Genomic DNA, 21,017 nt, shown 5'->3' on the forward strand with positions numbered 1-21,017 from the left:
CACGCGGGTGGCGGTGGTCGGCGAGACCGGATCCGGCAAGACGACCCTGGCCAAGCTGCTCACCCGGCTCATGGATCCGACCACGGGAACCGTGCGGATCGGCGGCGTGCCGCTGCCCGAGGTGCGGTTCGCCTCGCTGCGCGGCCGGGTGCTGCTCGTGCCGCAGGACGGCTTCCTGTTCGACCTCACGATCGCCGACAACGTCCGCTACGGCCGACCTGGGGCCGACGACAAGGCTGTCCGCGCCGCCTTCGAGGCGCTGGGCCTCGCCGACTGGCTCGCCGGGCTGCCGGCGGGGCTGTCGACCCGGGTGGGGGAGGGCGGGGCGCGACTGTCGGCCGGCGAGCGGCAGCTCGTCGCGTTGGCCCGCGCCCGGCTGGCCGATCCGGACCTGCTGGTCCTGGACGAGGCGACCTCCGCGGTGGACCCCGAGACCGAGGTGCGCCTGGCGGCGGCGCTGGCCGAACTGACCCGGGACCGCACCTCGGTGACGATCGCGCACCGACTGTCGACGGCGGAGGCGGCGCAGGACGTCGTCGTCGTGGACGCCGGGCGCATCGTGCAACGGGGCCATCACCGTACGTTGGTCGCTGTGCCCGGGGTGTACCGCCGGATGCACGAGTCCTGGGCGGCGGGTGTCGGGGCGGTCGCGGTGGGTCCGGTGGCGGCTTCGGAAGCGGGGGTGGTAGCCCCGGCGGCGCCGGTCGGGTCGGTCGACGTGCACCCTGCTCCGCCGCCACGGACGAGCAGAATGGAGCCGTGACCGTACGTCCATCCGCTCTGGATCCCGCCATCGCCAGCCGCCTGCGTCGCAACGACGCCGGTCTGTTCCCGGCCATCGCCCAGCAGCACGACACCGGCGAGGTGCTGATGCTCGGGTGGATGGACGACGAGGCGCTGCATCGCACGCTGACCACCGGGCGGGCCACGTACTGGAGCCGCAGCCGCGGGGAGTACTGGGTCAAGGGCGATACCTCCGGCCACCAGCAGTGGGTCCGCTCGGTCGCCCTCGACTGCGACGGCGACGCCGTCCTCGTCCGGGTGGACCAGGTCGGCCCCGCCTGCCACACCGGCACCCGGAACTGCTTCGTTGCCGATCCGCTGCCCGCGCGCGTGGGTAACCCGGGCGTCACGGCCGACGCCGGGCCGGCCCGATGACCACCGGGCGGATCCTCCCCGACCGGGCCGCCTTCCACGCCGCCGCCGGCAGTCGCCCGGTCGTCGCCGTCACCCGCCGGCTGCTCGCCGACGGGGAGACCCCGGTCGGGATCTACCGCAAGCTCGCCGGCGGCCCGGGCACGTTTCTGCTCGAATCCGCCGAGCACGGCGGGGTGTGGTCGCGGTACTCCTTCATCGGGGTGCGGGCCGCGGCGACGCTGACCGAACGCGACGGCGAGGCGATCTGGGTGGGCACACCGCCGCCCGGCGTGCCCACCGAGGGCGACCCGCTGGACATCCTGCGCGCGGTGGAACGCTCCCTGCGCGCGGCGAACGATCCGGACGCCCCTCCGCTGATGGGCGGCCTCGTCGGCTACCTCGGCTACGACATCGTCCGCCGCATCGAGCGGCTGCCCTCGCACGCTGTCGACGATCTCGGCCTGCCCGAGCTGCGGATGCTGCTCACCACGGACCTCGCCGTCCTCGACCACGCCGACGGCTCGTGCCTGCTGGTCGCCAACGTCTTCACGGGGGCCTCGGCCGCGCCCGGCGGTGATCTGGCCGAGGCCACCCGCCCGGACCTCGACGCCCTGTACGACGACGCGGTGGCCAGGCTGGACGCGATGACCAGCGACCTGGCGAAGTGGAGCGAGCCGACGGTGGCGACGACCAGCGGGGCGGCCACCGGGGTCGGTGACTTCGTCTCCGCCACGCCGCCCGGTGCCTTCCAGGCCGCGGTCGAGCGGGCCATCGAGGAGATCCGGGCCGGGGAGTGCTTCCAGATCGTGGTCTCCCAGCGTTTCGAGCGGGCAACCGCCGCCGATTCCCTCGACGTCTACCGGGTGCTGCGCACGACGAACCCGAGCCCGTACATGTACCTGCTGCGGTTCGGCGACCACGACGTCGTCGGCTCCTCGCCGGAGGCGCACGTCAAGGTCACCGGGCGACGGGCGCTGCTGCATCCCATCGCGGGCAGCCGCCCCCGGGGCGCGACGCCGGAACGCGACGCGGAGCTCGCGGCGCAGTTGCTCGCCGATCCGAAGGAGCGCTCGGAGCACGTGATGCTCGTCGATCTGGTCCGAAATGATCTTGGTCGGGTCTGTGTGCCCGGTTCGGTGCGCGTCGTCGAGTTCGCCGCGGTGGAACGGTTCTCGCACATCATGCATATCGTCTCCACGGTGATCGGTGAGGTGGCACCGGAGCGCAGCGCCGTCGACGTGCTCACCGCGACCTTCCCGGCGGGCACGCTCTCCGGGGCGCCGAAGGTGCGCGCGATGGAGGTCATCGACGAGCTGGAGCCCACGCGCCGCGGCCTCTACGGCGGCGTGGTCGGCTATCTGGACTTCGGTGGCGACCTGGACACCGCCATCGCGATCCGCACCACCGTGCTGCGCGACGGCGTGGCCTACGTCCAGGCCGGCGCCGGGATCGTCGCCGACTCCGATCCCGACGCCGAGGACCTGGAGAGCCGCACGAAGGCGGCGGCGGTCCTGCGCGCGATCGAGGTCGCCGAGTCGCTGCGGCCTCCGGCATGAGCGCCGGCCTGCCGGCGGACTCCCCGCCGGCTGCCGTCGACGATGCCGGCGCGGCGCGGGCGGCCCGCCGCGGGCGCCGGGAGCGGGTGCTCGCCGTGCTCGGCTGCCTGCTCGGCGCGGGTCTGGTCCTGGTGTGCGGCGGGGCGACCTGGGTCTCCGCCCGGGTGGGCACCCCCCGCGGCGAGCGGGACGCCACCGCCGTGGCGGCGCCGCTCGCCGTGCACTGGACCGGCGGCGACATCGCCTCGGCGGCGACCGCACTCGCCCTCGTCGGCCTCGCCGCCGCGGTCGCGATCGTCGCAACCCGGCGGATCGGCCGGCCGGTCGTCGGCCTGCTGGCCGTCGCCGCCGGGATCGGCATCGCCTACGTGGCGGGGAACATCGGCTTCGATCCGCTGTCCGCCCTGCGCGACACCGACCAGGTCCGCCAGTTCACCCCCGGCGGGCAGGCAGAGATCAGCGGTGTGCACCGCACGGCCGCGCCCTGGCTGGCGATGCTCGGCGGCGTGCTGCTCACCGCCGCCGGTGTCCTCGCCGTCCTGCGAGGCCGCTCCTGGCCGGGGATGTCCGGCCGCTACCAGGCCCGCGAGGCCCGGCCGGTCGACGCCTGGGACGCGATCGAGCGGGGCCACGACCCCACCTGATCATCACTGGCCGCCGCGGCCGGACACGCCGGCACCGTCCGGCAGATCGGGATACGGGGGGAAGTCGAGATCCGGCGGCATGGCCACGGGTGCAAGCTGCGGAAGCGGGTCGGCCAGCGCGGCGAGAACCCGTGTGTGGCGGTCGAGGTCGGCCTCTACCATCGCCATGAGCGCGTCCATCCGAGCCAGGCAGCGGGCGAGCGCGTCAAGCTGCTCCACCCAGGCCGGTGCCGCGGCACTGGCCTGGGCGCAGTCCCCGGCCTGGGCGGGGGCCGCCGCCGGCCCGGCGCCGGCCACCCGGCGCGGCGGGGCCTGGTCGGGGACCGGGGGGATGCCCTGGATCAGCGGAAAGGAGGTGCGGCGAGTGTCCATGAGAACTCCCTCGATGTCGAACGCGTGTTCGACTATAGGGGATCGAAGGCGACTGGCGCCACTGCGCCGCGTGCACGGCGTGGCGCGGACCGCCGCAACCGCCGGCCGAGAGGCGGGCCGTCGTTGCCCGACTGTTGGCTACGTAGCGTTGCGGGTCGTAGCAAGTTGTGGGGGCCTCGGGTCGGGTCGCCGGGCCTGGCCTACCATCGCGGCATGACCGCGACAGCCGCGAGCGCGGGTCGATGAGCGTCCTCGCCGAGATCCTCGACGGGGTCAGGGCCGACCTGGCCGCCCGCGAGCAGCAGACCCCCCTCGCCGACCTCAAGCAGCGCGTGGAGCGCGTCCCCGATCCCAAGGACGCGCTCGCCGTGTTCCGCAACTCCCCGGTATCGGTGATCGCCGAGGTCAAGCGCAGTTCCCCGTCGAAGGGGAAGCTGGCGNCCATCGCCGATCCCGCGGCCCTCGCCCTNGACTACGAGGCCGGCGGCNCCGCCGCCATCAGCGTTCTCACCGAAGGGCGCCGCTTCGGCGGGTCGCTCGCCGATCTCGACGCCGTGCGCCGCGCGGTGGACGTCCCGCTCCTGCGCAAGGACTTCATCGTCTCGCCCTACCAGGTCTTCGAGGCGCGCGCGCACGGGGCGGACCTCGTGCTGCTCATCGTCGCCGCGCTCGACCAGCCCCGGCTGGTCGGCCTGCGCGAGCGGATCGAGTCGCTGGGCATGACCGCGCTCGTCGAGGTGCACGACGAGGCGGAGCTTGGCCGCGCGCTGGACGCCGACGCCCGGCTGATCGGCGTCAACGCCCGTGATCTGCGCACTCTGGAGGTCGATCGCGCCACGTTCGCCCGGCTCGCGCCGATGGTGCCCGCCGGCGTGCTCGCCGTGGCCGAGTCCGGCGTGCGCGGCCCACGCGACCTGCTCGCCTACGCGGCCGCCGGGGCCGACGCGGTGCTGGTCGGCGAGGCGGCGGTCACCGGCGATCCCCGCCAGACCGTCGCCGACCTCGTGGCCGCCGGGGCGCATCCGGCGGCCAGGGTCGGCCGCTAGCGGCCGGGGGCCGGCGGATCGACCGGCCTGTCGGTGCGGACCGATACAGTCGCACTGTGGCCACCCGAACCGCTGCTCAGCCAGCTCCCGCNGAGACCGCGACCTCGACGCCGTCCGCCGGCGCCGTCCGGGAGCAGGCGGAGAACTGGCAGGTGTTTCCCGATCCCGCGGGGCACTTCGGCCGGTTCGGCGGGCGGTTCGTGCCCGAGGCGCTCATGGCGGCCCTCGAGGAGCTGACCGAGGCCTATGACCAGGCCCGGGCCGACGAGGGCTTCGTCGCCGAGCTCGACGGCCTGCTCGCCACCTACGCCGGCCGGCCCACGCCGCTGACCGACGCTCACCGGCTCACCGAGCACGTCGGCGGCGCCCGCATCCTGCTCAAGCGCGAGGATCTCGCCCACACCGGCTCCCATAAGATCAACAATGTCCTCGGGCAGTGCCTGCTGACCAGGCGGATGGGCAAGTCCCGGGTCATCGCCGAGACCGGCGCCGGTCAGCACGGGGTGGCCACCGCCACCGCCTGCGCCCTGCTCGGCCTGGAGTGCGTGGTCTACATGGGTGAGGAGGACACCCGCCGGCAGGCGCTCAACGTCGCCCGGATGCGCCTGCTCGGCGCCGAGGTCGTCCCGGTCGCCTCCGGCAGCCGCACCCTCAAGGACGCGATCAACGAAGCGATGCGCGACTGGGTCGCCACTGTCGAGCACACCCATTACTGCATCGGTTNGGTGATGGGCCCGCATCCGTTCCCGATGATGGTCCGGGACTTCCAGCGCATCATCGGCGTGGAGGCTCGGGCCCAGGTGCTCGACCGCACCGGCCGGCTGCCCGACGCGGTCGTCGCCTGCGTCGGCGGCGGCTCCAACGCGATGGGCATCTTCCACCCGTTCATCCCTGACACCGACGTCGCCCTGATCGGTTGTGAGGCCGGCGGGGACGGGGTCGCCACCGGGCGGCACGCCGCGGCGATAGCCGGCGGCTCCTCGGGCGTGCTGCACGGCATGCGGACGTTCCTGCTGCAGGACGAGTTCGGTCAGACGCAGGTGTCCCACTCGATCTCCGCCGGCCTGGACTACCCCGGCATCGGCCCCGAGCACGCGCTGCTGCACGAGACCGGCCGGGCGAGCTATCGCGTCGTCGACGACGCCGCGGCGATGGCGGCGCTCGCGCTGGTCGCCCGCACCGAGGGCATCCTGGTCGCGATCGAGAGCGCGCATGCCTTCGCCGGCGCGTTCGACGTCGCTCGCGAGCTCGGCCCGGACGCGATCGTCGTGGTCAACTGCTCCGGTCGCGGCGACAAGGACGTCGACACGGCGGCCCGCTGGTTCGGCCTGCTCGACGACGCGGGCGGCGCCGCCGCCGACGTGGACCCGCGCGGCTGACGCCGGCGCACAGGCAGCCCTCGGGCCCGACGGAACGGACGCAGTACGGTGCAGAGTCGGTTGGACGAGCGTTTCACGGCCGCCCGCGAGGAGGGCCGATCCCTGCTGGTCGGCTACCTGCCGGCCGGCTACCCGACGGTCGACGGCGCGATCGCGGCCATGCGGGCGATGGTCGCGGCGGGTGTCGACGTCGTCGAGGTGGGCCTGCCCTATTCGGATCCGACCATGGACGGGCCGGTGATCCAGGACGCCGCCGACGCGGCGCTGCGCGGCGGGGTGACGACCGCGGACGTGCTACGCACCGTCGAGGCGGTCGCCGCCACCGGTGCGCCGACCGTGGTCATGACCTACTGGAACCCGATCGACCGTTACGGCCCGGCGCGATTCGCCGCCGATCTTGCCGCGGCCGGCGGGGCAGGGGCGATCACTCCGGACCTGCCGCCCGAGGAGGCGGCCCCGTGGCTCGCGGCGAGCGCGGAGCACGGACTGGACCCGGTGTTCCTCGTCGCGCCGAGCTCCTCGGACGCCAGGATCCGGCTGGTCACCGGGATCTCCCNCGGGTTCGTCTATGCCGCCTCCCTGATGGGCGTCACCGGCACCCGCGCTGCGGTCGGTACCCGGGCCGCCGACCTGGTCGCCCGCGTGCGGGCCACCACCGAGCTACCGGTCGCGGTCGGCCTCGGGGTGAGCACCGGCGCGCAGGCCGCCGAGGTCGCCGGGTTCGCCGACGGGGTGATCGTCGGCTCGGCGTTGGTCAAGGTTCTGGTGGACGCGCAGCGCTCGGGCGCGGGCGACGCCGCCGCCCTCGACGGCATCGGCCGGCTGGCCGCCGAGCTCGCCGAAGGGGTGCGCGCCCCCGTCCCGGCCTCGGCCTGACCGGAGTGGCGCCGCGGCCCCCCACCGGGTCGCCGCGGCCGCCGGGATAGCCTGACGACCGTGGTATTCGCCGCCATCCCCAGCCCCTCCCGCGGTGTGGTGCATCTCGGGCCGGTGCCGCTGCGCGCCTACGCCCTGATGATCATCATTGGCATCGTGGTCGCCGTCGTCGTCACCGGACGCAGATTGCGCGCCCGAGGCATGGACCCGGCGATCGCCGGGGAGATCGCCTACTGGGCCGTCCCCTTCGGGATCGTCGGCGCCCGGATCTACCACGTGCTCAGCACCCCGGACGCCTACTTCGGCGAGCACGGGCACGTCGCCGACGTGGTGAAGATCTGGAACGGCGGGTTGGGGATCTGGGGGGCCATCGCCGGCGGCGCGCTCGGCGCCTGGCTCGCCGCCCGGCGTCTCGGGATCAGCCTCGCCCTGTTCGCCGACGCCGCCGCGCCCGGGATCATCCTCGCCCAGGCCATCGGCCGCTGGGGTAACTGGTTCAACCAGGAGCTCTATGGCAAGCCCACCACGCTGCCCTGGGCGGTGCGCATCGACCCCGAACACCGGGCCGACCCGGGGGTGGCGACGTACCAGCCGACGTTCCTCTACGAGTTCCTGTGGAACCTCGTCGTGGCCGGCATCCTGCTGGTCGTCGACCGGCGCCACCGGCTCGGCCGCGGCCGNCTGTTCGCCCTGTACGTCGCGCTCTACACGTTCGGTCGGCTGTGGATCGAGATGCTGCGCATCGACACCGCGGACGAGATCCTCGGCCTGCGCGTGAACATCTGGACCTCCGCGATCGTGTGCGTCGGCGCGGTGGTGGCGCTGCTGGTCGTGCGCCGGCCGGTCGATCCGGACGTGTCACCTGAGGAGCAGCGGGCGTTGGGTCTCGTCCAGGAGCGTCCCCGGCGCCAGCCGACGGACGCCGGGGGCGAACCCGGCAGCGGAACCCGCACGGCCGGTGCCGCCGATGCCAGTCCCGCCAGTGCGGGCAGTGCCGCCAGCGCGGGCAGTGCCGCGCATGCGGTCCGTGCCCCCGCGAGAGAGGGTGGTGCCGAGGGGGCCGAGGACGCCTCCCGCGCAGAACAGCCGGTCGCGGGGGCCGAGACCGGGGCGGGCGCGGTGCCCTCGGGGCGGGCGCGGGTCGAAAGACCGCCCGCGACCTGAGCGTTTACGCCGCTGCCCCGAGCGGCGCGCACGAGTTCACGGCGCGGGGGCGCCGCACTACTCGGGCCACCCGTGGTCATGCCCGGAAATGTGACGTTATACGGCCGTGATCTCCTGGACATATATGATCACGGCGCATCGACGCGGCGCGTGGCACACTCGACAGGAGGCAGCCGGCGCTGGGCCAGCGCTGTCATGTCTCGTTTCACCTCGGACAGCGTCGTCCGCACCTCCTTCAGCCCTTGAAGATGGACAGGACTTCGCCGGATGCCGAGTGCGCAAGGTCTTTACGACCCCACCTTCGAACACGACGCCTGTGGTGTCGGCTTCGTCGTCGATGTGCGCGGCCGACGTAGCCATGAACTGGTCGACCAGGGCCTGACCGTGCTGCGCAACCTCGATCACCGGGGTGCGTCGGGCAGCGACCCGGACACCGGCGACGGAGCCGGCATCCTGGTCCAGGTCCCTGATCTGTTCCTGCGCGACGTGGTCGATTTCGCCCTGCCCGCACCCGGGCGGTACGCGGTGGGCATCGCCTTCCTGCCGCAGGTTGCGGGGGAGCGCGACGACGCGGTGCGCACGATCAGTCGCATCGTCCGCCAGGAGGGCCTGCGGGTCCTCGGCTGGCGCGAGGTGCCGACGGTCAGCCACATCGTCGGGCACGCGGCCCGCGAGGTGGAGCCGCGGATGCGCCAGCTCTTCCTCGCGCTGCCAGGCAGTCTGCCCGGCGCGGGAGCGAAGGGCGTGGCGAACGCGCAGGGGCCGGCCGAGGGCGGCGCCGACGACGGCTTCGACGTGGGTGACCTGGAGCGCCGGGCGTTCTGCGTGCGCAAGCGGATCCGGCGGGAGACCGGCGTCTACCTGTCCTCGCTGTCGTCACGGACCCTCGTCTACAAGGGCATGCTGACCACGCATCAGCTCTCGGCCTACTTCCCCGACCTCGACGACCCGCGGTTCGCCAGCGCCATCGCGCTCGTGCACAGCCGTTTCTCGACGAACACGTTTCCGAGCTGGCCGCTGGCACACCCGTACCGGTTCGTCGCGCACAACGGCGAGATCAACACGGTCCGTGGCAACCGGAACTGGATGCGGGCCCGCGAGGCGCTGCTGGCCAGCGACCTCATCACCGGCGACCTGGCCCGGTTGTTCCCGATCTGCGCGGACGGCGCGAGCGACTCGGCGAGCTTCGACGAGGTGCTGGAGCTGCTGCACCTCGCTGGGCGCAGCCTGCCGCACTCGGTGCTGATGATGATCCCCGAGGCGTGGGAGAACCACGCCGAGATGGATCCGGCGCTGCGGGCCTTCTACGAGTTCCACTCCACCCTGATGGAGCCCTGGGACGGTCCGGCGTCGATCGCGTTCACCGACGGCACGGTCATCGGCGCGGTCCTCGACCGCAACGGCCTGCGCCCGTCGCGCTACTGGGTGACCGACGACGGGCTGGTCGTGATGGCCTCCGAGGTCGGCGTGCTCGACATCCCGCCGCACAAGATCGTCCAGAAGGGCCGGCTCCAGCCGGGCCGGATGTTCCTCGTCGACACCGCGCAGAAGCGCATCGTCAGCGACGAGGAGATCAAGTCGGAGCTGGCGAACGCCGCCCCCTACGCCGAGTGGCTGCACGCCGGGCTGATCTCGCTGGATGACCTTCCCGACCGCGAGCAGGTCATCTACGGCCACTCCTCGGTGCTGCGCCGCCAGCAGGTGTTCGGCTACACCGAGGAGGAGCTGCGCGTCCTGGTCGCGCCGATGGCGCGCTCGGGCGCCGAGCCGATCGGCTCGATGGGCACCGACACCCCCGTCGCCGTGCTCTCCAGCCGTCCCCGGTTGCTGTTCGACTACTTCACCCAGCTCTTCGCGCAGGTCACCAACCCGCCGCTGGACGCGATCCGGGAGGAGCTGGTCACCAGCCTCGGGCGGACCCTGGGCCCGGAGGGCAACCTGCTCGCGCCGTCGCCGGCGTCGTGCCGGATGGTGCACCTGCCCTNCCCGGTGATCTCCAGCGGCCAGCTCTCGAAGATCATCGGTATCAACGACGACGGGGACATGCCCGGCTTCGCTTCCGTGACCGTGCGTGGCCTCTACGACGTCGACGGGGGCGGGGCGGCGCTCGCGGCGCGCCTGGCGGAGATCTGCGCCGGGGTCAGCGAGGCCATCGCCGACGGCGCGCGCATCGTCGTGCTCTCCGACCGTGATTCCGACCAGCGCAAGGCGCCGATCCCGTCGCTGCTGCTCACCGCGGCCGTGCACCACCACCTGATCCGGGAGCGGACCCGGACGAAGGTCGGCCTCATCGTCGAGTGCGGCGACGCCCGCGAGGTGCACCACATCGCCCTGCTCACCGGCTACGGTGCCGCGGCGGTCAACCCGTACCTGGCGTTCGAGTCGATTGACACCCTGATCGCCGAGGGCGAGATCGCCGACGTGTCCCGGGAGCAGGCCGAGAAGAACCTGATCAAGGCGCTCGGCAAGGGCGTGCTGAAGGTGATGTCCAAGATGGGCATCTCCACCGTCGCCAGCTACACCGGCGCCCAGGTCTTCGAGGCGATCGGCCTGTCCCAGGAGCTGGTCGACGCCTACTTCGTCGGCACCCCCTCGCGCCTGGACGGCGTCGGGCTGGACGTCATCGCCGACGAGGTCGCCGCCCGGCACCGCCGCGCGCATCCGCGGGTCGCCTCGGAGCTCGCCCACCGCGGCCTGGAGGTCGGCGGCGAGTACCAGTGGCGGCGCGAGGGCGAGATCCACCTGTTCAACCCGGAGACCGTCTTCCTGCTCCAGCACGCCACCCGGACCCGCCAGTACGACGTTTTCCAGGAGTACACCGGCAAGGTCGACGGCCTGTCCCGGGAGAACTCGACCCTGCGCGGGCTGTTCGAGCTGCGCACCGGGGTGCGCCCGCCGGTGCCGATCGAGGAGGTCGAACCGGTCTCGGAGATCGTCAAGCGGTTCGCGACCGGCGCCATGTCCTACGGGTCGATCAGCGCGGAGGCGCACGAGACCCTGGCGATCGCGATGAACCGGCTCGGCGGCAAATCGAACACCGGCGAGGGGGGCGAGGACGCCCGCCGCTTCGTCCCCGACGCCAACGGCGACCTGCGCCGCTCGGCGGTCAAGCAGGTCGCCAGCGGCCGGTTCGGCGTGACCAGCGAGTACCTGGCCAATGCCGACGACATCCAGATCAAGATGGCGCAGGGGGCGAAGCCCGGCGAGGGTGGCCAGCTGCCCGGGCACAAGGTCTACCCGTGGATCGCGAAGACCCGGCATTCGACGCCGGGTGTGGGCCTGATCTCCCCGCCGCCGCACCACGACATCTACTCGATCGAGGACCTCGCCCAGCTCATCCACGACCTGAAGAACGCGAACCCGAAGGCGCGGGTGCACGTCAAGCTGGTCGCCGAGGTCGGCGTCGGCACGGTCGCCGCCGGCGTCTCCAAGGCACACGCCGACGTGGTGCTGATCTCCGGGCACGACGGTGGCACCGGTGCGTCCCCGCTGACCTCGCTCAAGCACGCCGGCGCCCCCTGGGAGCTGGGGCTGGCCGAGACCCAGCAGACGCTGCTGCTCAACGGGCTACGCGACCGGATCGTCGTGCAGGTCGACGGCCAGCTCAAGACCGGCCGCGACGTCGTCGTCGGCGCGCTGCTCGGCGCCGAGGAGTTCGGTTTCGCCACCGCGCCGCTCGTCGTCGCCGGCTGCGTGATGATGCGCGTCTGTCATCTGGACACCTGTCCGGTCGGAGTGGCCACCCAGAACCCGGCGCTGCGGGAGCGGTTCACCGGCAAGCCGGAGTTCGTCGAGGCGTTCTTCACCTTCATCGCCGAGGAGGTCCGTAGCTACCTCGCGGCCCTGGGCTTCCGGACCCTGCAGGAGGCCGTCGGCCGCGTCGACCTGCTCGACGCCCGCGCGGCGATCGAGCACTGGAAGGCGTCCGGACTGGACATCACCCCGCTGCTGCACAGCCCCGAGCGGCCGTTCGGCGGCTCGCTGAACTGCACCTCCAGCCAGGACCACGGACTGGACAAGGCGCTGGACAACTCGCTGATCCAGCTCTGCGAGGGGGCCCTCGACGACGGCCGGCCGGTCTGGCTGGAGATGCCGATCCGCAACGTCAACCGCACCGTCGGCACCATGCTCGGCTACGAGGTGACGAAGCGGTACGGCGCGGCCGGGCTGCCCGACGACACGATCCAGTTGCGCTTCACCGGGTCCGCCGGGCAGAGCTTCGGGGCCTTCGCCCCCAAGGGCATGACGCTGACGCTCGAGGGCGACGTGAACGACTACACCGGCAAGGGTCTGTCCGGCGGCAAGATCTTCGTGTTCCCGCCGAAGGAGTCGCCGCTGCGCGCCGAGGAGAACATCGTCGCCGGCAACGTCCTGCTCTACGGGGCGACGGCGGGAGAGGCGTTCTTCCGCGGGATCGTCGGCGAGCGGTTCTGCGTGCGCAACTCCGGGGCGACCGCGGTCGTCGAGGGCGTCGGCGACCATGGCTGCGAGTACATGACCGGTGGAACGGTGCTGGTCCTCGGCTCGATCGGGCGTAACTTCGCCGCCGGCATGAGCGGCGGCGTGGCGTACCTGTTCGACCCGGTCGAGGCCCGGATCAACACCGAGATGGTCGACGTCGAGGATCTGGAGGCCGCCGACGAGGCGGTCGTGCGCGACCTGCTCGTCCGCCATCGCCGGGAGACCGGCTCGACGGTGGCCGCGNGGCTCTACGCCGACTGGGAGAACGTGCGCGGCGCGTTCCGCAAGGTCATGCCGCGGGACTACAAGCGGGTGCTCACCGCGATCCGCCAGGCCGAGGAGCAGGGCCTCGTGGCCGAAGACGTGATCATGGCGGCGAGTCGTGTCTGAGCGGCGCGCGGTGNGCGGCGGCCGGCCGGCCGCGGAGACGCTGATCGCACCGAAGGTGATCTCGCCGAAGATGATCGCGCAGGGGGCCGGGCGGCCCGGACGGATCCGACAGGAGTGTCATGGCTGACCCGACAGGCTTCCTCAAGCACCGCCGGGAGCTGCCGAAGCGCCGGCCGGTCGACCTCCGCCTCCAGGACTGGCGGGAGGTCTACCAGCCCTTTCCCGAGGAGCACCTGCGCGAGCAGGCCAGCCGGTGCATGGACTGCGGCATCCCGTTCTGCCACAACGGCTGCCCGCTGGGGAACATCATCCCCGAGTGGAACGACCTGACCCGGCGCGGGGACTGGCCTGACGCCATCGAGCGGCTGCACGCGACGAACAACTTCCCCGAGTTCACCGGCCGGCTGTGTCCCGCGCCGTGCGAGGCGGCCTGCGTGTTGGGCATCGGGGACGACCCGGTGACCATCAAGCAGGTCGAGGTCAGCATCATCGACCGGGCCTGGGCGGACGGCACCGTCGTGCCGGTGCCGCCGACGGTGCGCACCGGGAAGCGGGTCGCGGTCGTCGGCTCCGGGCCGGCCGGGCTCGCCGCCGCCCAGCAGCTCACCCGCGCCGGGCACGACGTCGTCGTGTACGAGCGGGCGGACCGGGTCGGCGGGCTGCTGCGCTACGGCATTCCCGAGTTCAAGATGGAGAAGAAGGTCGTCGACCAGCGGCTCGCCCAGATGGAGGCCGAGGGCACCTCGTTCGTGACCTCCTGCAACGTCGGGGTCGACATCTCCGCCGACGAGCTGCGTTCCTCCTACGAGGCGGTCGTGCTGGCGGGTGGCTCGACGGTCGGTCGCGACCTGCCGGTCCCCGGCCGGGAGCTCGGCGGCATCCACCTCGCCATGGAGTTCCTGGTGCCGGCGAACCGGGTCGCCCAGGGTGACCTGGCGACCTCGCCGATCTCGGCGAAGGGCAAGCGGGTCGTCATCATCGGCGGCGGCGACACCGGCGCGGACTGCCTGGGCACCTCACATCGCCAGGGCGCGGCGTCGGTGCACCAGCTCGAGATCATGCCGCGACCGCCGGAGCTACGGGCGCCGGCCAACCCGTGGCCGTCCTACCCGATCGTCTACCGGGTCTCCAGCGCGCACGAGGAGGGCGGCGAGCGGGTGTTCGCCGTCAACACCGAGCGGTTCCTCGGCGACGACGAGGGNAACGTGCGGGCGCTGCGCATGCACGAGGTCCGCTTCGTCGCCGGGAAGTTCGAGAAGGTCGAGGGCACTGACGTCGAGCTGCCCTGCGAGCTGGTGCTGCTGGCCATGGGCTTCACCGGCCCGGAGAAGCCCGGCCTGCTGACCGATCTCGGCGTCGAGCTCGACCCCCGGGNCAACGTCGCCCGCGACGCCGGCTGGTCGTCGTCGGTGCCCGGCGTGTTCGTCGCCGGGGACATGGGCCGAGGCCAGTCGCTGATCGTCTGGGCGATCTCGGAGGGGCGCGCGGCGGCCGCCGCGGTCGACCGCTACCTCATGGGCCGCACCGACCTGCCCGAGCCGATCACCCCGACCCGTCGCTGACGGTGACGGCTGCCTCCCGCGGGGGGCGGCCGTCGCGGCCGGTCCCGGCCGACATCATCGGTGCGGCCGCGTAGGCCGGAGGTTCGCAGCGGGTGACATTTCGCTGTGATGTGCCTTGCTCCGTGCCGGATCTGCCCTGATTGACCGAGATCTGCTGGGGGCATCGGCGCTGGTGGCGGTACCGTCCTGTCATATGAGGCTCGTGCTGCTCGGCCCCCCGGGCTCCGGCAAGGGAACGCAGGGCGCGCGCATCAGCGCCCGCCACGGCATCCCCGCGATCTCCACCGGCCAGCTCTTCGACCGGCAGATCGCCGCGGGCACGCAGCTGGGCCGCCGCGCCGAGCGGTATGTCCGCGCCGGCGAGCTCGTGCCTGACGAGATCGTCCTGGACATGGTCGCCGAACGGCTCGACGGCAGCGTGGACTGCGCCGTCGGCTTCCTGCTCGACGGCTTCCCCCGCACCTACCCGCAGGCGGAGGCGCTGGACCGGATGCTCGCCGCGAGCTGCGGCCCCCTCGACGCGGTCGTCGACCTCGACGTCGACATCGACGAGGTGCTCGACCGCATCCGTCGCCGCGCGCACACCGAGGATCGCGTCGACGACGCCGACGACACCGCTCGCCGCCGGCTGAAGGTCTTCGCGGAGGAGACCGCGCCGCTGCGCCGCTACTACGGTCGCAGCGGCCTGCTACGCACCGTCGACGGCGCGGGCACTCCCGACGAGGTTGCCGCCCGCATCGAGCGCGTGCTGGAGGACACCGCCCACCCCGAGCTGCACCACCCCGGCTGACCGCTCCGGCGGGGGAGCTCCGATGAGCCCCCGGTTGCTGCCGCCCGCGATGACCGCGTCGGCGCGCGATATCTTGAACGCGGTGAGCCAGGGCGCGGATGAGCGGGAGCCGTCGGTACGGGCCGGGCGGGGCACGGGCGTCGCCGGGCCCTCGAACACGGGCCGCCGTCGCGCCGCGCACGTCGGTCTCGTCGCCCTCGTCGTGTTCTGCGGGCTGCCGCTGGTGGTCATCCTCACCGCGGCGCGGACCGTGCTGAACCCGGCCTTCTACTCCCAGTCGCTGGCCCGGGCGCACGCCTACGACCGCATCTACACCGAGGTCCTGCCCGACCCGGCGGTCGACACCCTGCTCGCCGGGCTGCCGATCGACAGCTCACTGGTCACCGCGAACCTGCGCACGGTGCTGCCGCCGGCGACGGTGCAGGAGATGACCGACGAGCAGATCACCCGGATCGTCGACTACCTGCGCGCCCGTACCGGCGACGTCGAGCTCGCGGTCGACCTGCGGCCGATCTTCGGGAACATCTCCGGCCTTGCCAACCGCTACATCGCCGGCGAGCTCGGCACCGGCACCAGCTACCGGGCCGCCTCCGTGCAGGACTTCACCCACGGCGTGCTGACCGCGCTGGACGACATCGCGGCGGGCCGCCCCCCGGCATCGCTGCCCAGCATCGAGCTGACCCCGCAGGACACCGACCGGATCCTGCCGCTCGTGCTCGACCGGGTGGACCCGGCGACCCGCGCGCGCGTCGGCCCCGAGCTGCGGGCGATGCTGCGCTCCGGTGACGTCGCCGGAGCGCTGGCGCTGATCGGACCGCAGGTCTTCCAGGGCGACGAGCGGGCCACCGCCCGGCTGCAGGCGTCGCTGCACGGCTCCACCCTCGACCTCGGCCTGCGCCTGTCGGACCTGCGCGACTCCCCGGCGATCACCGCGATCGACCGCCTGCACGACGTCGCCGCCACCCTGACCTGGGCGACCGCGCTACTCAGCCTGATCATGGCGGGCGCGCTGGCCGGCATCGTCGTGCTGGCCGGGCGGCGGGGGGTGTCGCGGGTCCGCGCGGCGGCCGGGGCGATGATCGCGGCCGGGCTCGGCGCGGCCCTGCTCGGGGCGGTGCTGCGCCTGACCCTGCCCAATCCGCTGACCTCGCTCGCCGGGCCGCGCTCGCCGCTGCCCCCCGGGGCGAGCAGGGTGCTCGTCGACTTCTCCCGGTACGCCTACGGGACGGTGGAGGGCGACTACCTGCGGGTCGTGGCCTGGACGCTCGTCGTCGGCCTCGCCGCCGCCGGACTGTCGTTGCTGGTCGCGGTGTCGGCCCGGTGGAGCCGGACCGGTCGCCGCCGCCGGGTCGCCACCGCGTTCGTCCTGGCCGTGCCCGTGATGGTCACCGTGACCTGGACCGCGTTCCCCGGCGCCGCCGCCGAGCCGCGCGAGCTGTGCGAGAGCAGCCCGTCGCTGTGCGACCGGCGTTACGACCAGGTGACCTACCTCGCGACCCACAACGCGATGGCGAACAGCGAGGACCGGTTCCTCGGTCCGTCCCAGGACCCGACGATCGTCCATCAGCTCGACTCCGGGGTGCGGACGTTGCTGCTCGACGTCCATCACTGGACGCCACCCGCGCAGGTCGAGACGTACCTGGCCACCCTGCCGCCGGCGACCCGCGCGGCGCTGGCACCGCTGAGCCGGGGCGCCGTGTCGACGCGGCCCGGCGTCTGGCTGTGCCACAACCTGTGTCAGCTCGGTTCGCTGGACTTCGTCGCGGAGCTCGGCCGGGTGCGGGACTGGATGGCCCGCAACCCGACCGAGGTGGTGACGTTGATCATCCAGGACGACGACGTCCCGGCCAGCGAGATCGCCGGCGGGGTCGCGGCGGCGGGGCTCGCCGGAATGGTCGCGACGCCGCCCGACGATCCCCACGGACGCTGGCCGACCCTGCGCACCATGATCGATTCGGGTCGGCGGCTGGTGGTCTTCACCGAGCGCCAGGACCTGCCGGGCACCTTCCTGCGCGGCTTCTACCGGTACGCCGCCGACACGCCGTTCGACGCGAAGCGGCCCGAGGACCTGCGCGACTGTGTGCGCAACCGGGGCGCGGCCGGCGCGGGGCTGCTGCTGATGAACCACTGGCTCACCGATGCCGCGCCCAGCCGGCGGGCCGCGCTGACCTCCAACGCCGCCGACACCATCGTCGGCAGAGCCGAGCGCTGCCGCGCGCAGCAGGGGCGGACGCCGACGTTCGTCGCGGTCGACTTCTCGACGATCGGCACGGCGCAGACCGCGGTGGACCGCCTCAATCGTCTCCCCGCTTCGGCCGCCTCCGCCGCCGGGGGCTGATACGGCGGCGGCGGTGATGGTGGGAGCATGGATCGGCCATCGTGCGTTGCAACCAGCGAGAAGACGCCTTCGTCGACCCACACCCGCGCAAGGGAGCTCAGGTGCCCATCTGGAACCAGCTTCGGCAGTCCGCCCAGACGATGCAGGGCCAGCTCGCCGCGAAGAAGAACGACCTGAAGAGCGGAGCCTTCCGCGATGCCAGTATGGCGATCTGCGCGCTGGTCGCGGCGGCGGACGGGACGATCGATCCGGCCGAGCGTCAGCGGGTCGCGTCGTTGATCATTTCCAACGACGTGCTCAACAACTTTCCGGCCGACGACCTCCAGCGACGCTTCAACGACTACGTCGGCAAGCTCCAGGCGGACTTCGAGTTCGGCAAGGTGTCCGTCCTGCAGGACATCGGCAAGACGAAGAAGAAGCCCGCCGAGGCGCGCGCCGTCATCCAGATCGGGATCGTCATCGGCGGGGCGGACGGCACGTTCGACAAGAGCGAGCAGGCCGTCGTGCGCGAGGCGTGCTACGCGGTCGGGATCAGCCCCGAGGAGTTCGATCTGTAGATCCGCTCCGGGGTGCGGCGGTCGCCGCGCGCCTATCTCGTCACACTTCCTCCCCTGCTCGCCGGCGGAGTTGGATGCTCGGGCACATCGCCCGAACGCGCTGACCTGCAAGTCAGCGGGTTGCCCGGGGAGCCGGCAGGCGGGCGCGGATGGCGGCGCCCACGTCCGCCCGGGTGCATCCCTGACGTGACGGCGCGTGACGAGGAGGATGCGTGGGTCCAGCCGATGCCCTGCTGGCGGCCGGGGCGGGTCTGCTGGCGGGAGCGGTCAACGCCGTCGCCGGCGGGGGTACGCTGATCGCCTTTCCGGCCCTGCTCACCACCGGGCTGCCGGCGCTGACCGCGAACATCACCTCCTCGGTGGGCCTGCTCACCGGCTATGCCGGCGGTGCGCTGGGCTATCGCCGCGAGCTCGCCGACCAGGTTGACCGGCTGCGGGCGCTCGGACCGCCCGCGATGCTCGGCGGGATCGTCGGCGCGGTCGTGCTGCTGGCCACCCCGTCGGACAGCTTTCGGGCCCTGGTCCCGTACCTCGTTCTGGTGTCCTGTCTGCTGCTGGCGGCGCAGACCCGGCTGGCCGCTGTCGTGGCGCGGCGGCGGGCCGCGGCCGCCCCGGCCACGACCGCCCCGCCGGTCCCGGCTGCCTCGGCGGCGGGAATCGGCGGGTCAGGGAACACGGTCACCTGGCCCACCCGGATCGGGATCTTCGTGGCCGGCGTGTACGGCTCCTATTTCGGCGCCGGGCTCGGGGTGCTGCTGCTCGGCGTGCTGGGGATCCTGCTCGTCGACGACCTCCAACGCACCAACGCGCTCAAGACGCTGCTCGCCTTCGGCGTGAACGCCGTGGGAGTCGCGGTCTTCCTCATCACCGCGAAGGTCGCCTGGGGATTCGCGGGCATCCTCGTCGTCGCCTCGCTGCTTGGCGGCCTGCTCGGCGCCCGGATCGCCCGGCGGCTGCGCCCGGCTCTCCTGCGTGCGGCGGTGATCACGCTGGGGGTCGGCGTGGCGATCGTGCTTATCATCCGGAACTGATCAGCGCCACGCNGGCCATCTCACCGCGGGCCATCTCACGGCCGGCCATCTCATCACGGGGCAACCGGCCGGACAACGTCCCGACCCGCGTCGGATAATCTTGCCGGTCCGCTCCTCGAATGACTCTCACGTCACTGTCACAATGGCAGCCCGACGAGCCGGGCCCGGCGGAGCCGTATTCGGCGCCCCCGCATAATCTGTGTACGCAGTGTTCCCGAGGAACGCTCACGTAACGGCAATCCTGTGCGGATGGCGCAACATTATCGCGCCGCTGAGCGTCTATCAGCGGGGCTGCTGCCAGGCGTGATCCGCGCGGGGTCGGTGGGTCCTGTCGCGCCAGGGGGTGGCGCGGTTTTGCGGTACGCCAGCGCGGTCGGTCTGAGTGCCGACGCGACGCGCGTGGCTGGTCCGCTGGGAGGGGTCTTGTGTTCGACGATGAACCGATTGCAGTCGGGCGGGCCGGCGCGGCGCGGCCGGGGGCGCCACGGGTGAGCGGCCGAGGCCCGAGCGGCCCGTCGGCCGGGGTCGCGCGCTGGTCGGACCGGGCGCTGGCGCTGTGCGCCCTCGCCGGGCTGATCGCCGCGGCTTCCGTGCCGCGCACCTGGGCGCGCGCGACCCTGTCGGACCGCGGCTCGGCGCTGCTCGTGGTCTCCAGATCGGGCTGGCAGTTGCGTCCGGCCGGGCCGCTGGTGGTCGCGTTCGGCCTGCTCACGGCCCTGGTCTGCGTGCTGGCGCACCGCCGCGGCCGGGCCGCGCTCGGTGCGCTGCTGGCCCTGCTCGGCGCCGCCGTCACGGGTCTCGCGCTGAGCCGGCTGCACGCCGCCGACCCGCTCGTGCACACGATCGGCCGACTGCGCATCGGTACGTTCCAGACCGACGAGCCGGTCGCGGCGGGCACCGCCGGCGCGGGTCTGTGGGTCGCGGCCGTCGCTGGCATCGTGGTGGTGCTGGCGGCCGCGGGCTGGCTGCAGCTCACCCGCCGGGCCGCGGCGGCGGCTCAGGCGTCGACGGCCGGCGGATGGGCAGGCTCCGTCGGAGCGACGCAGGCCGGCTTCGCCCCTGTCTCCGGGCCCGCGTCCGCAGAGGTGTCCGCCGAGGTGTCCGGTGTGGGTCCGGCGGCTCCCGGTGGGATCCCGGGCGGCAACGGTGCCGCGGAACGCGGGGTCGACCATGGCCTATGACTATGCGTCGTTCTCGACGCTCGCCGGACCGCTCCTGGAGCCCCCCGCCAGCGGGGAGTACCACGTCGCCTACCGCAAGATCATGGTGGGGCGCGCGCTCTACCAGGTGTTGCCGCAGCTCATCGCTACTGTGGGCCTGTCGTCGCTGTTCTTCGTCTGGCTGATCCAGCCGGAGCACTATCCGCACGCGAAGTACCTGCCGACCGCCGTGCAGGTCGGCAATGCCGTGATGTTCTGGCTGATCGTGGTCACGGAGGGTATTCGACTGCTGAACTCGATCACCCTGTGCTGGTCGGCGTACATCATGNGCAATCCGGTGCCCGTGCGACCGCCGCGGGGTCTGCGCGTCGCCTTCACGACGACGATCGTGNCGGNGAAGGAGCCCCTCGACGTCGTCCGGGACACCCTCATCGCGGCCCGCAACATCCGCCATGACTCGACGATCGACGTCTGGCTGCTCGATGAAGGCGACGACCCGGCCGTGCGCGCGATGTGCGCCGAGATCGGGGTCAACCACTTTTCCCGCAAGGGTG

The 21,017-nt window shown here is 72.8% G+C and carries 15 protein-coding genes and 11 pseudogenes; 25 read left to right on the forward strand and 1 reads right to left on the reverse strand.

Translation table 11 applies throughout. The features are described from left to right. The 4 genes and pseudogenes from FF86_RS46020 to FF86_RS11190 form a co-directional block, all read left to right on the forward strand. A pseudogene (locus FF86_RS46020) lies at positions 1–763 on the forward strand (ABC transporter ATP-binding protein); the annotation flags it as partial. Beyond that, positions 760–1,158 carry a phosphoribosyl-AMP cyclohydrolase gene (hisI, locus tag FF86_RS11180; RefSeq protein ID WP_044884468.1) on the forward strand — a complete coding sequence of 133 codons (399 nt, stop codon included), beginning with the start codon at positions 760–762 and terminating at the stop codon, positions 1,156–1,158. The pseudogene FF86_RS46020 and the gene hisI, both read left to right, overlap by 4 nt. Beyond that, a complete protein-coding gene (locus FF86_RS11185; RefSeq protein WP_055406181.1) occupies positions 1,155–2,693 on the forward strand; it encodes an anthranilate synthase component I in 1,539 nt (512 codons plus the stop codon). The genes hisI and FF86_RS11185 overlap by 4 nt, the downstream gene beginning before the upstream one ends. Continuing rightward, complete coding sequence (locus tag FF86_RS11190; protein WP_044884470.1) at positions 2,690–3,337, forward strand: Trp biosynthesis-associated membrane protein; 648 nt, start codon at positions 2,690–2,692, stop codon at positions 3,335–3,337. Before FF86_RS11185 ends, FF86_RS11190 begins: the two co-directional genes overlap by 4 nt. 3 nt (positions 3,338–3,340) lie before the next feature. On the opposite strand, the gene FF86_RS11195 is transcribed toward FF86_RS11190, so the two are convergent. Then, a complete protein-coding gene (locus FF86_RS11195) occupies positions 3,341–3,709 on the reverse strand; it encodes a hypothetical protein (protein ID WP_044884471.1) in 369 nt (122 codons plus the stop codon). 242 nt (positions 3,710–3,951) lie between these two features. On the opposite strand from FF86_RS11195, the pseudogene FF86_RS46025 reads away from it, so the two are divergent. From FF86_RS46025 to FF86_RS62165, 21 genes and pseudogenes are all read left to right on the forward strand, one after another. Continuing rightward, positions 3,952–4,149, forward strand: a pseudogene (locus FF86_RS46025) (indole-3-glycerol-phosphate synthase TrpC); the annotation flags it as partial. 49 nt (positions 4,150–4,198) lie between these two features. Continuing rightward, positions 4,199–4,755: pseudogene (locus FF86_RS11200) on the forward strand (indole-3-glycerol-phosphate synthase); the annotation flags it as partial. A 152-nt stretch (positions 4,756–4,907) separates the two neighbouring features. Then, positions 4,908–5,478 (forward strand): pyridoxal-phosphate dependent enzyme (locus FF86_RS46040; RefSeq protein WP_242418591.1); only part of this gene is annotated, 571 nt, incomplete at its 3' end. 1 nt (position 5,479) lies between these two features. Continuing rightward, positions 5,480–6,134, forward strand: a pseudogene (locus tag FF86_RS46045) (pyridoxal-phosphate dependent enzyme); the annotation flags it as partial. Between the two features lie 48 nt (positions 6,135–6,182). Beyond that, positions 6,183–6,690, forward strand: a 508-nt coding sequence (trpA, locus tag FF86_RS46050; protein ID WP_242418562.1) for a tryptophan synthase subunit alpha, incomplete at its 3' end; no start/stop codon positions are given. Between the two features lies 1 nt (position 6,691). Continuing rightward, a pseudogene (locus FF86_RS46055) lies at positions 6,692–7,010 on the forward strand (tryptophan synthase subunit alpha); the annotation flags it as partial. Between the two features lie 60 nt (positions 7,011–7,070). After that, on the forward strand, positions 7,071–7,690 hold a 620-nt coding region (locus tag FF86_RS46060), incomplete at its 3' end, for a prolipoprotein diacylglyceryl transferase family protein (RefSeq protein ID WP_242418563.1). Between the two features lies 1 nt (position 7,691). Then, positions 7,692–8,174 carry a prolipoprotein diacylglyceryl transferase family protein gene (locus tag FF86_RS46065; protein ID WP_396229834.1) on the forward strand — a complete coding sequence of 161 codons (483 nt, stop codon included), beginning with the start codon at positions 7,692–7,694 and terminating at the stop codon, positions 8,172–8,174. A 267-nt stretch (positions 8,175–8,441) separates the two neighbouring features. After that, positions 8,442–10,158, forward strand: a 1,717-nt coding sequence (locus FF86_RS46070; RefSeq protein WP_304438129.1) for a glutamate synthase central domain-containing protein, incomplete at its 3' end; no start/stop codon positions are given. Position 10,159: 1 nt separating this feature from the next. Next, positions 10,160–12,878, forward strand: a pseudogene (gltB, locus tag FF86_RS46075) (glutamate synthase large subunit); the annotation flags it as partial. A gap of 1 nt (position 12,879) precedes the next feature. Beyond that, positions 12,880–13,025: pseudogene (locus tag FF86_RS46080) on the forward strand (hypothetical protein); the annotation flags it as partial. A gap of 119 nt (positions 13,026–13,144) precedes the next feature. Further along, a partial coding sequence (locus FF86_RS11225) for a glutamate synthase subunit beta (protein ID WP_242418564.1) occupies positions 13,145–14,226 on the forward strand: 1,082 nt, incomplete at its 3' end. A 1-nt stretch (position 14,227) separates the two neighbouring features. After that, positions 14,228–14,399, forward strand: a pseudogene (gltD, locus tag FF86_RS46085) (glutamate synthase); the annotation flags it as partial. A gap of 1 nt (position 14,400) precedes the next feature. Continuing rightward, positions 14,401–14,587, forward strand: a pseudogene (gltD, locus tag FF86_RS46090) (glutamate synthase); the annotation flags it as partial. Positions 14,588–14,780: 193 nt separating this feature from the next. Continuing rightward, entirely contained in the window at positions 14,781–15,377 is a 597-nt protein-coding gene (locus FF86_RS11230) for an adenylate kinase (protein WP_044884478.1), read from the forward strand. Positions 15,378–15,399: 22 nt separating this feature from the next. Then, a complete protein-coding gene (locus FF86_RS11235; RefSeq protein WP_236705409.1) occupies positions 15,400–17,715 on the forward strand; it encodes a hypothetical protein in 2,316 nt (771 codons plus the stop codon). Positions 17,716–17,816: 101 nt separating this feature from the next. Next, the gene (locus FF86_RS11240; protein WP_044884479.1) at positions 17,817–18,272 is read left to right on the forward strand and encodes a tellurite resistance TerB family protein; all 456 of its coding nucleotides are present in this window, start codon (positions 17,817–17,819) and stop codon (positions 18,270–18,272) included. Positions 18,273–18,484: 212 nt separating this feature from the next. Next, on the forward strand, positions 18,485–19,303 hold the full coding sequence (locus FF86_RS11245) for a sulfite exporter TauE/SafE family protein (RefSeq protein ID WP_044884480.1): 819 nt from the start codon (positions 18,485–18,487) through the stop codon (positions 19,301–19,303). Between the two features lie 488 nt (positions 19,304–19,791). Further along, positions 19,792–20,484: a hypothetical protein gene (locus tag FF86_RS11250; RefSeq protein ID WP_242418565.1), complete on the forward strand. Its 693-nt coding sequence runs from the start codon at positions 19,792–19,794 to the stop codon at positions 20,482–20,484. Then, a pseudogene (locus FF86_RS46095) lies at positions 20,474–20,791 on the forward strand (glycosyl transferase); the annotation flags it as partial. The gene FF86_RS11250 and the pseudogene FF86_RS46095, both read left to right, overlap by 11 nt. A gap of 68 nt (positions 20,792–20,859) precedes the next feature. Continuing rightward, a pseudogene (locus FF86_RS62165) lies at positions 20,860–21,017 on the forward strand (hypothetical protein); the annotation flags it as partial.

It is taken from the genome of Frankia sp. CpI1-P (genome assembly GCF_001421075.1).
Classification (GTDB): domain Bacteria; phylum Actinomycetota; class Actinomycetes; order Frankiales; family Frankiaceae; genus Frankia; species Frankia torreyi.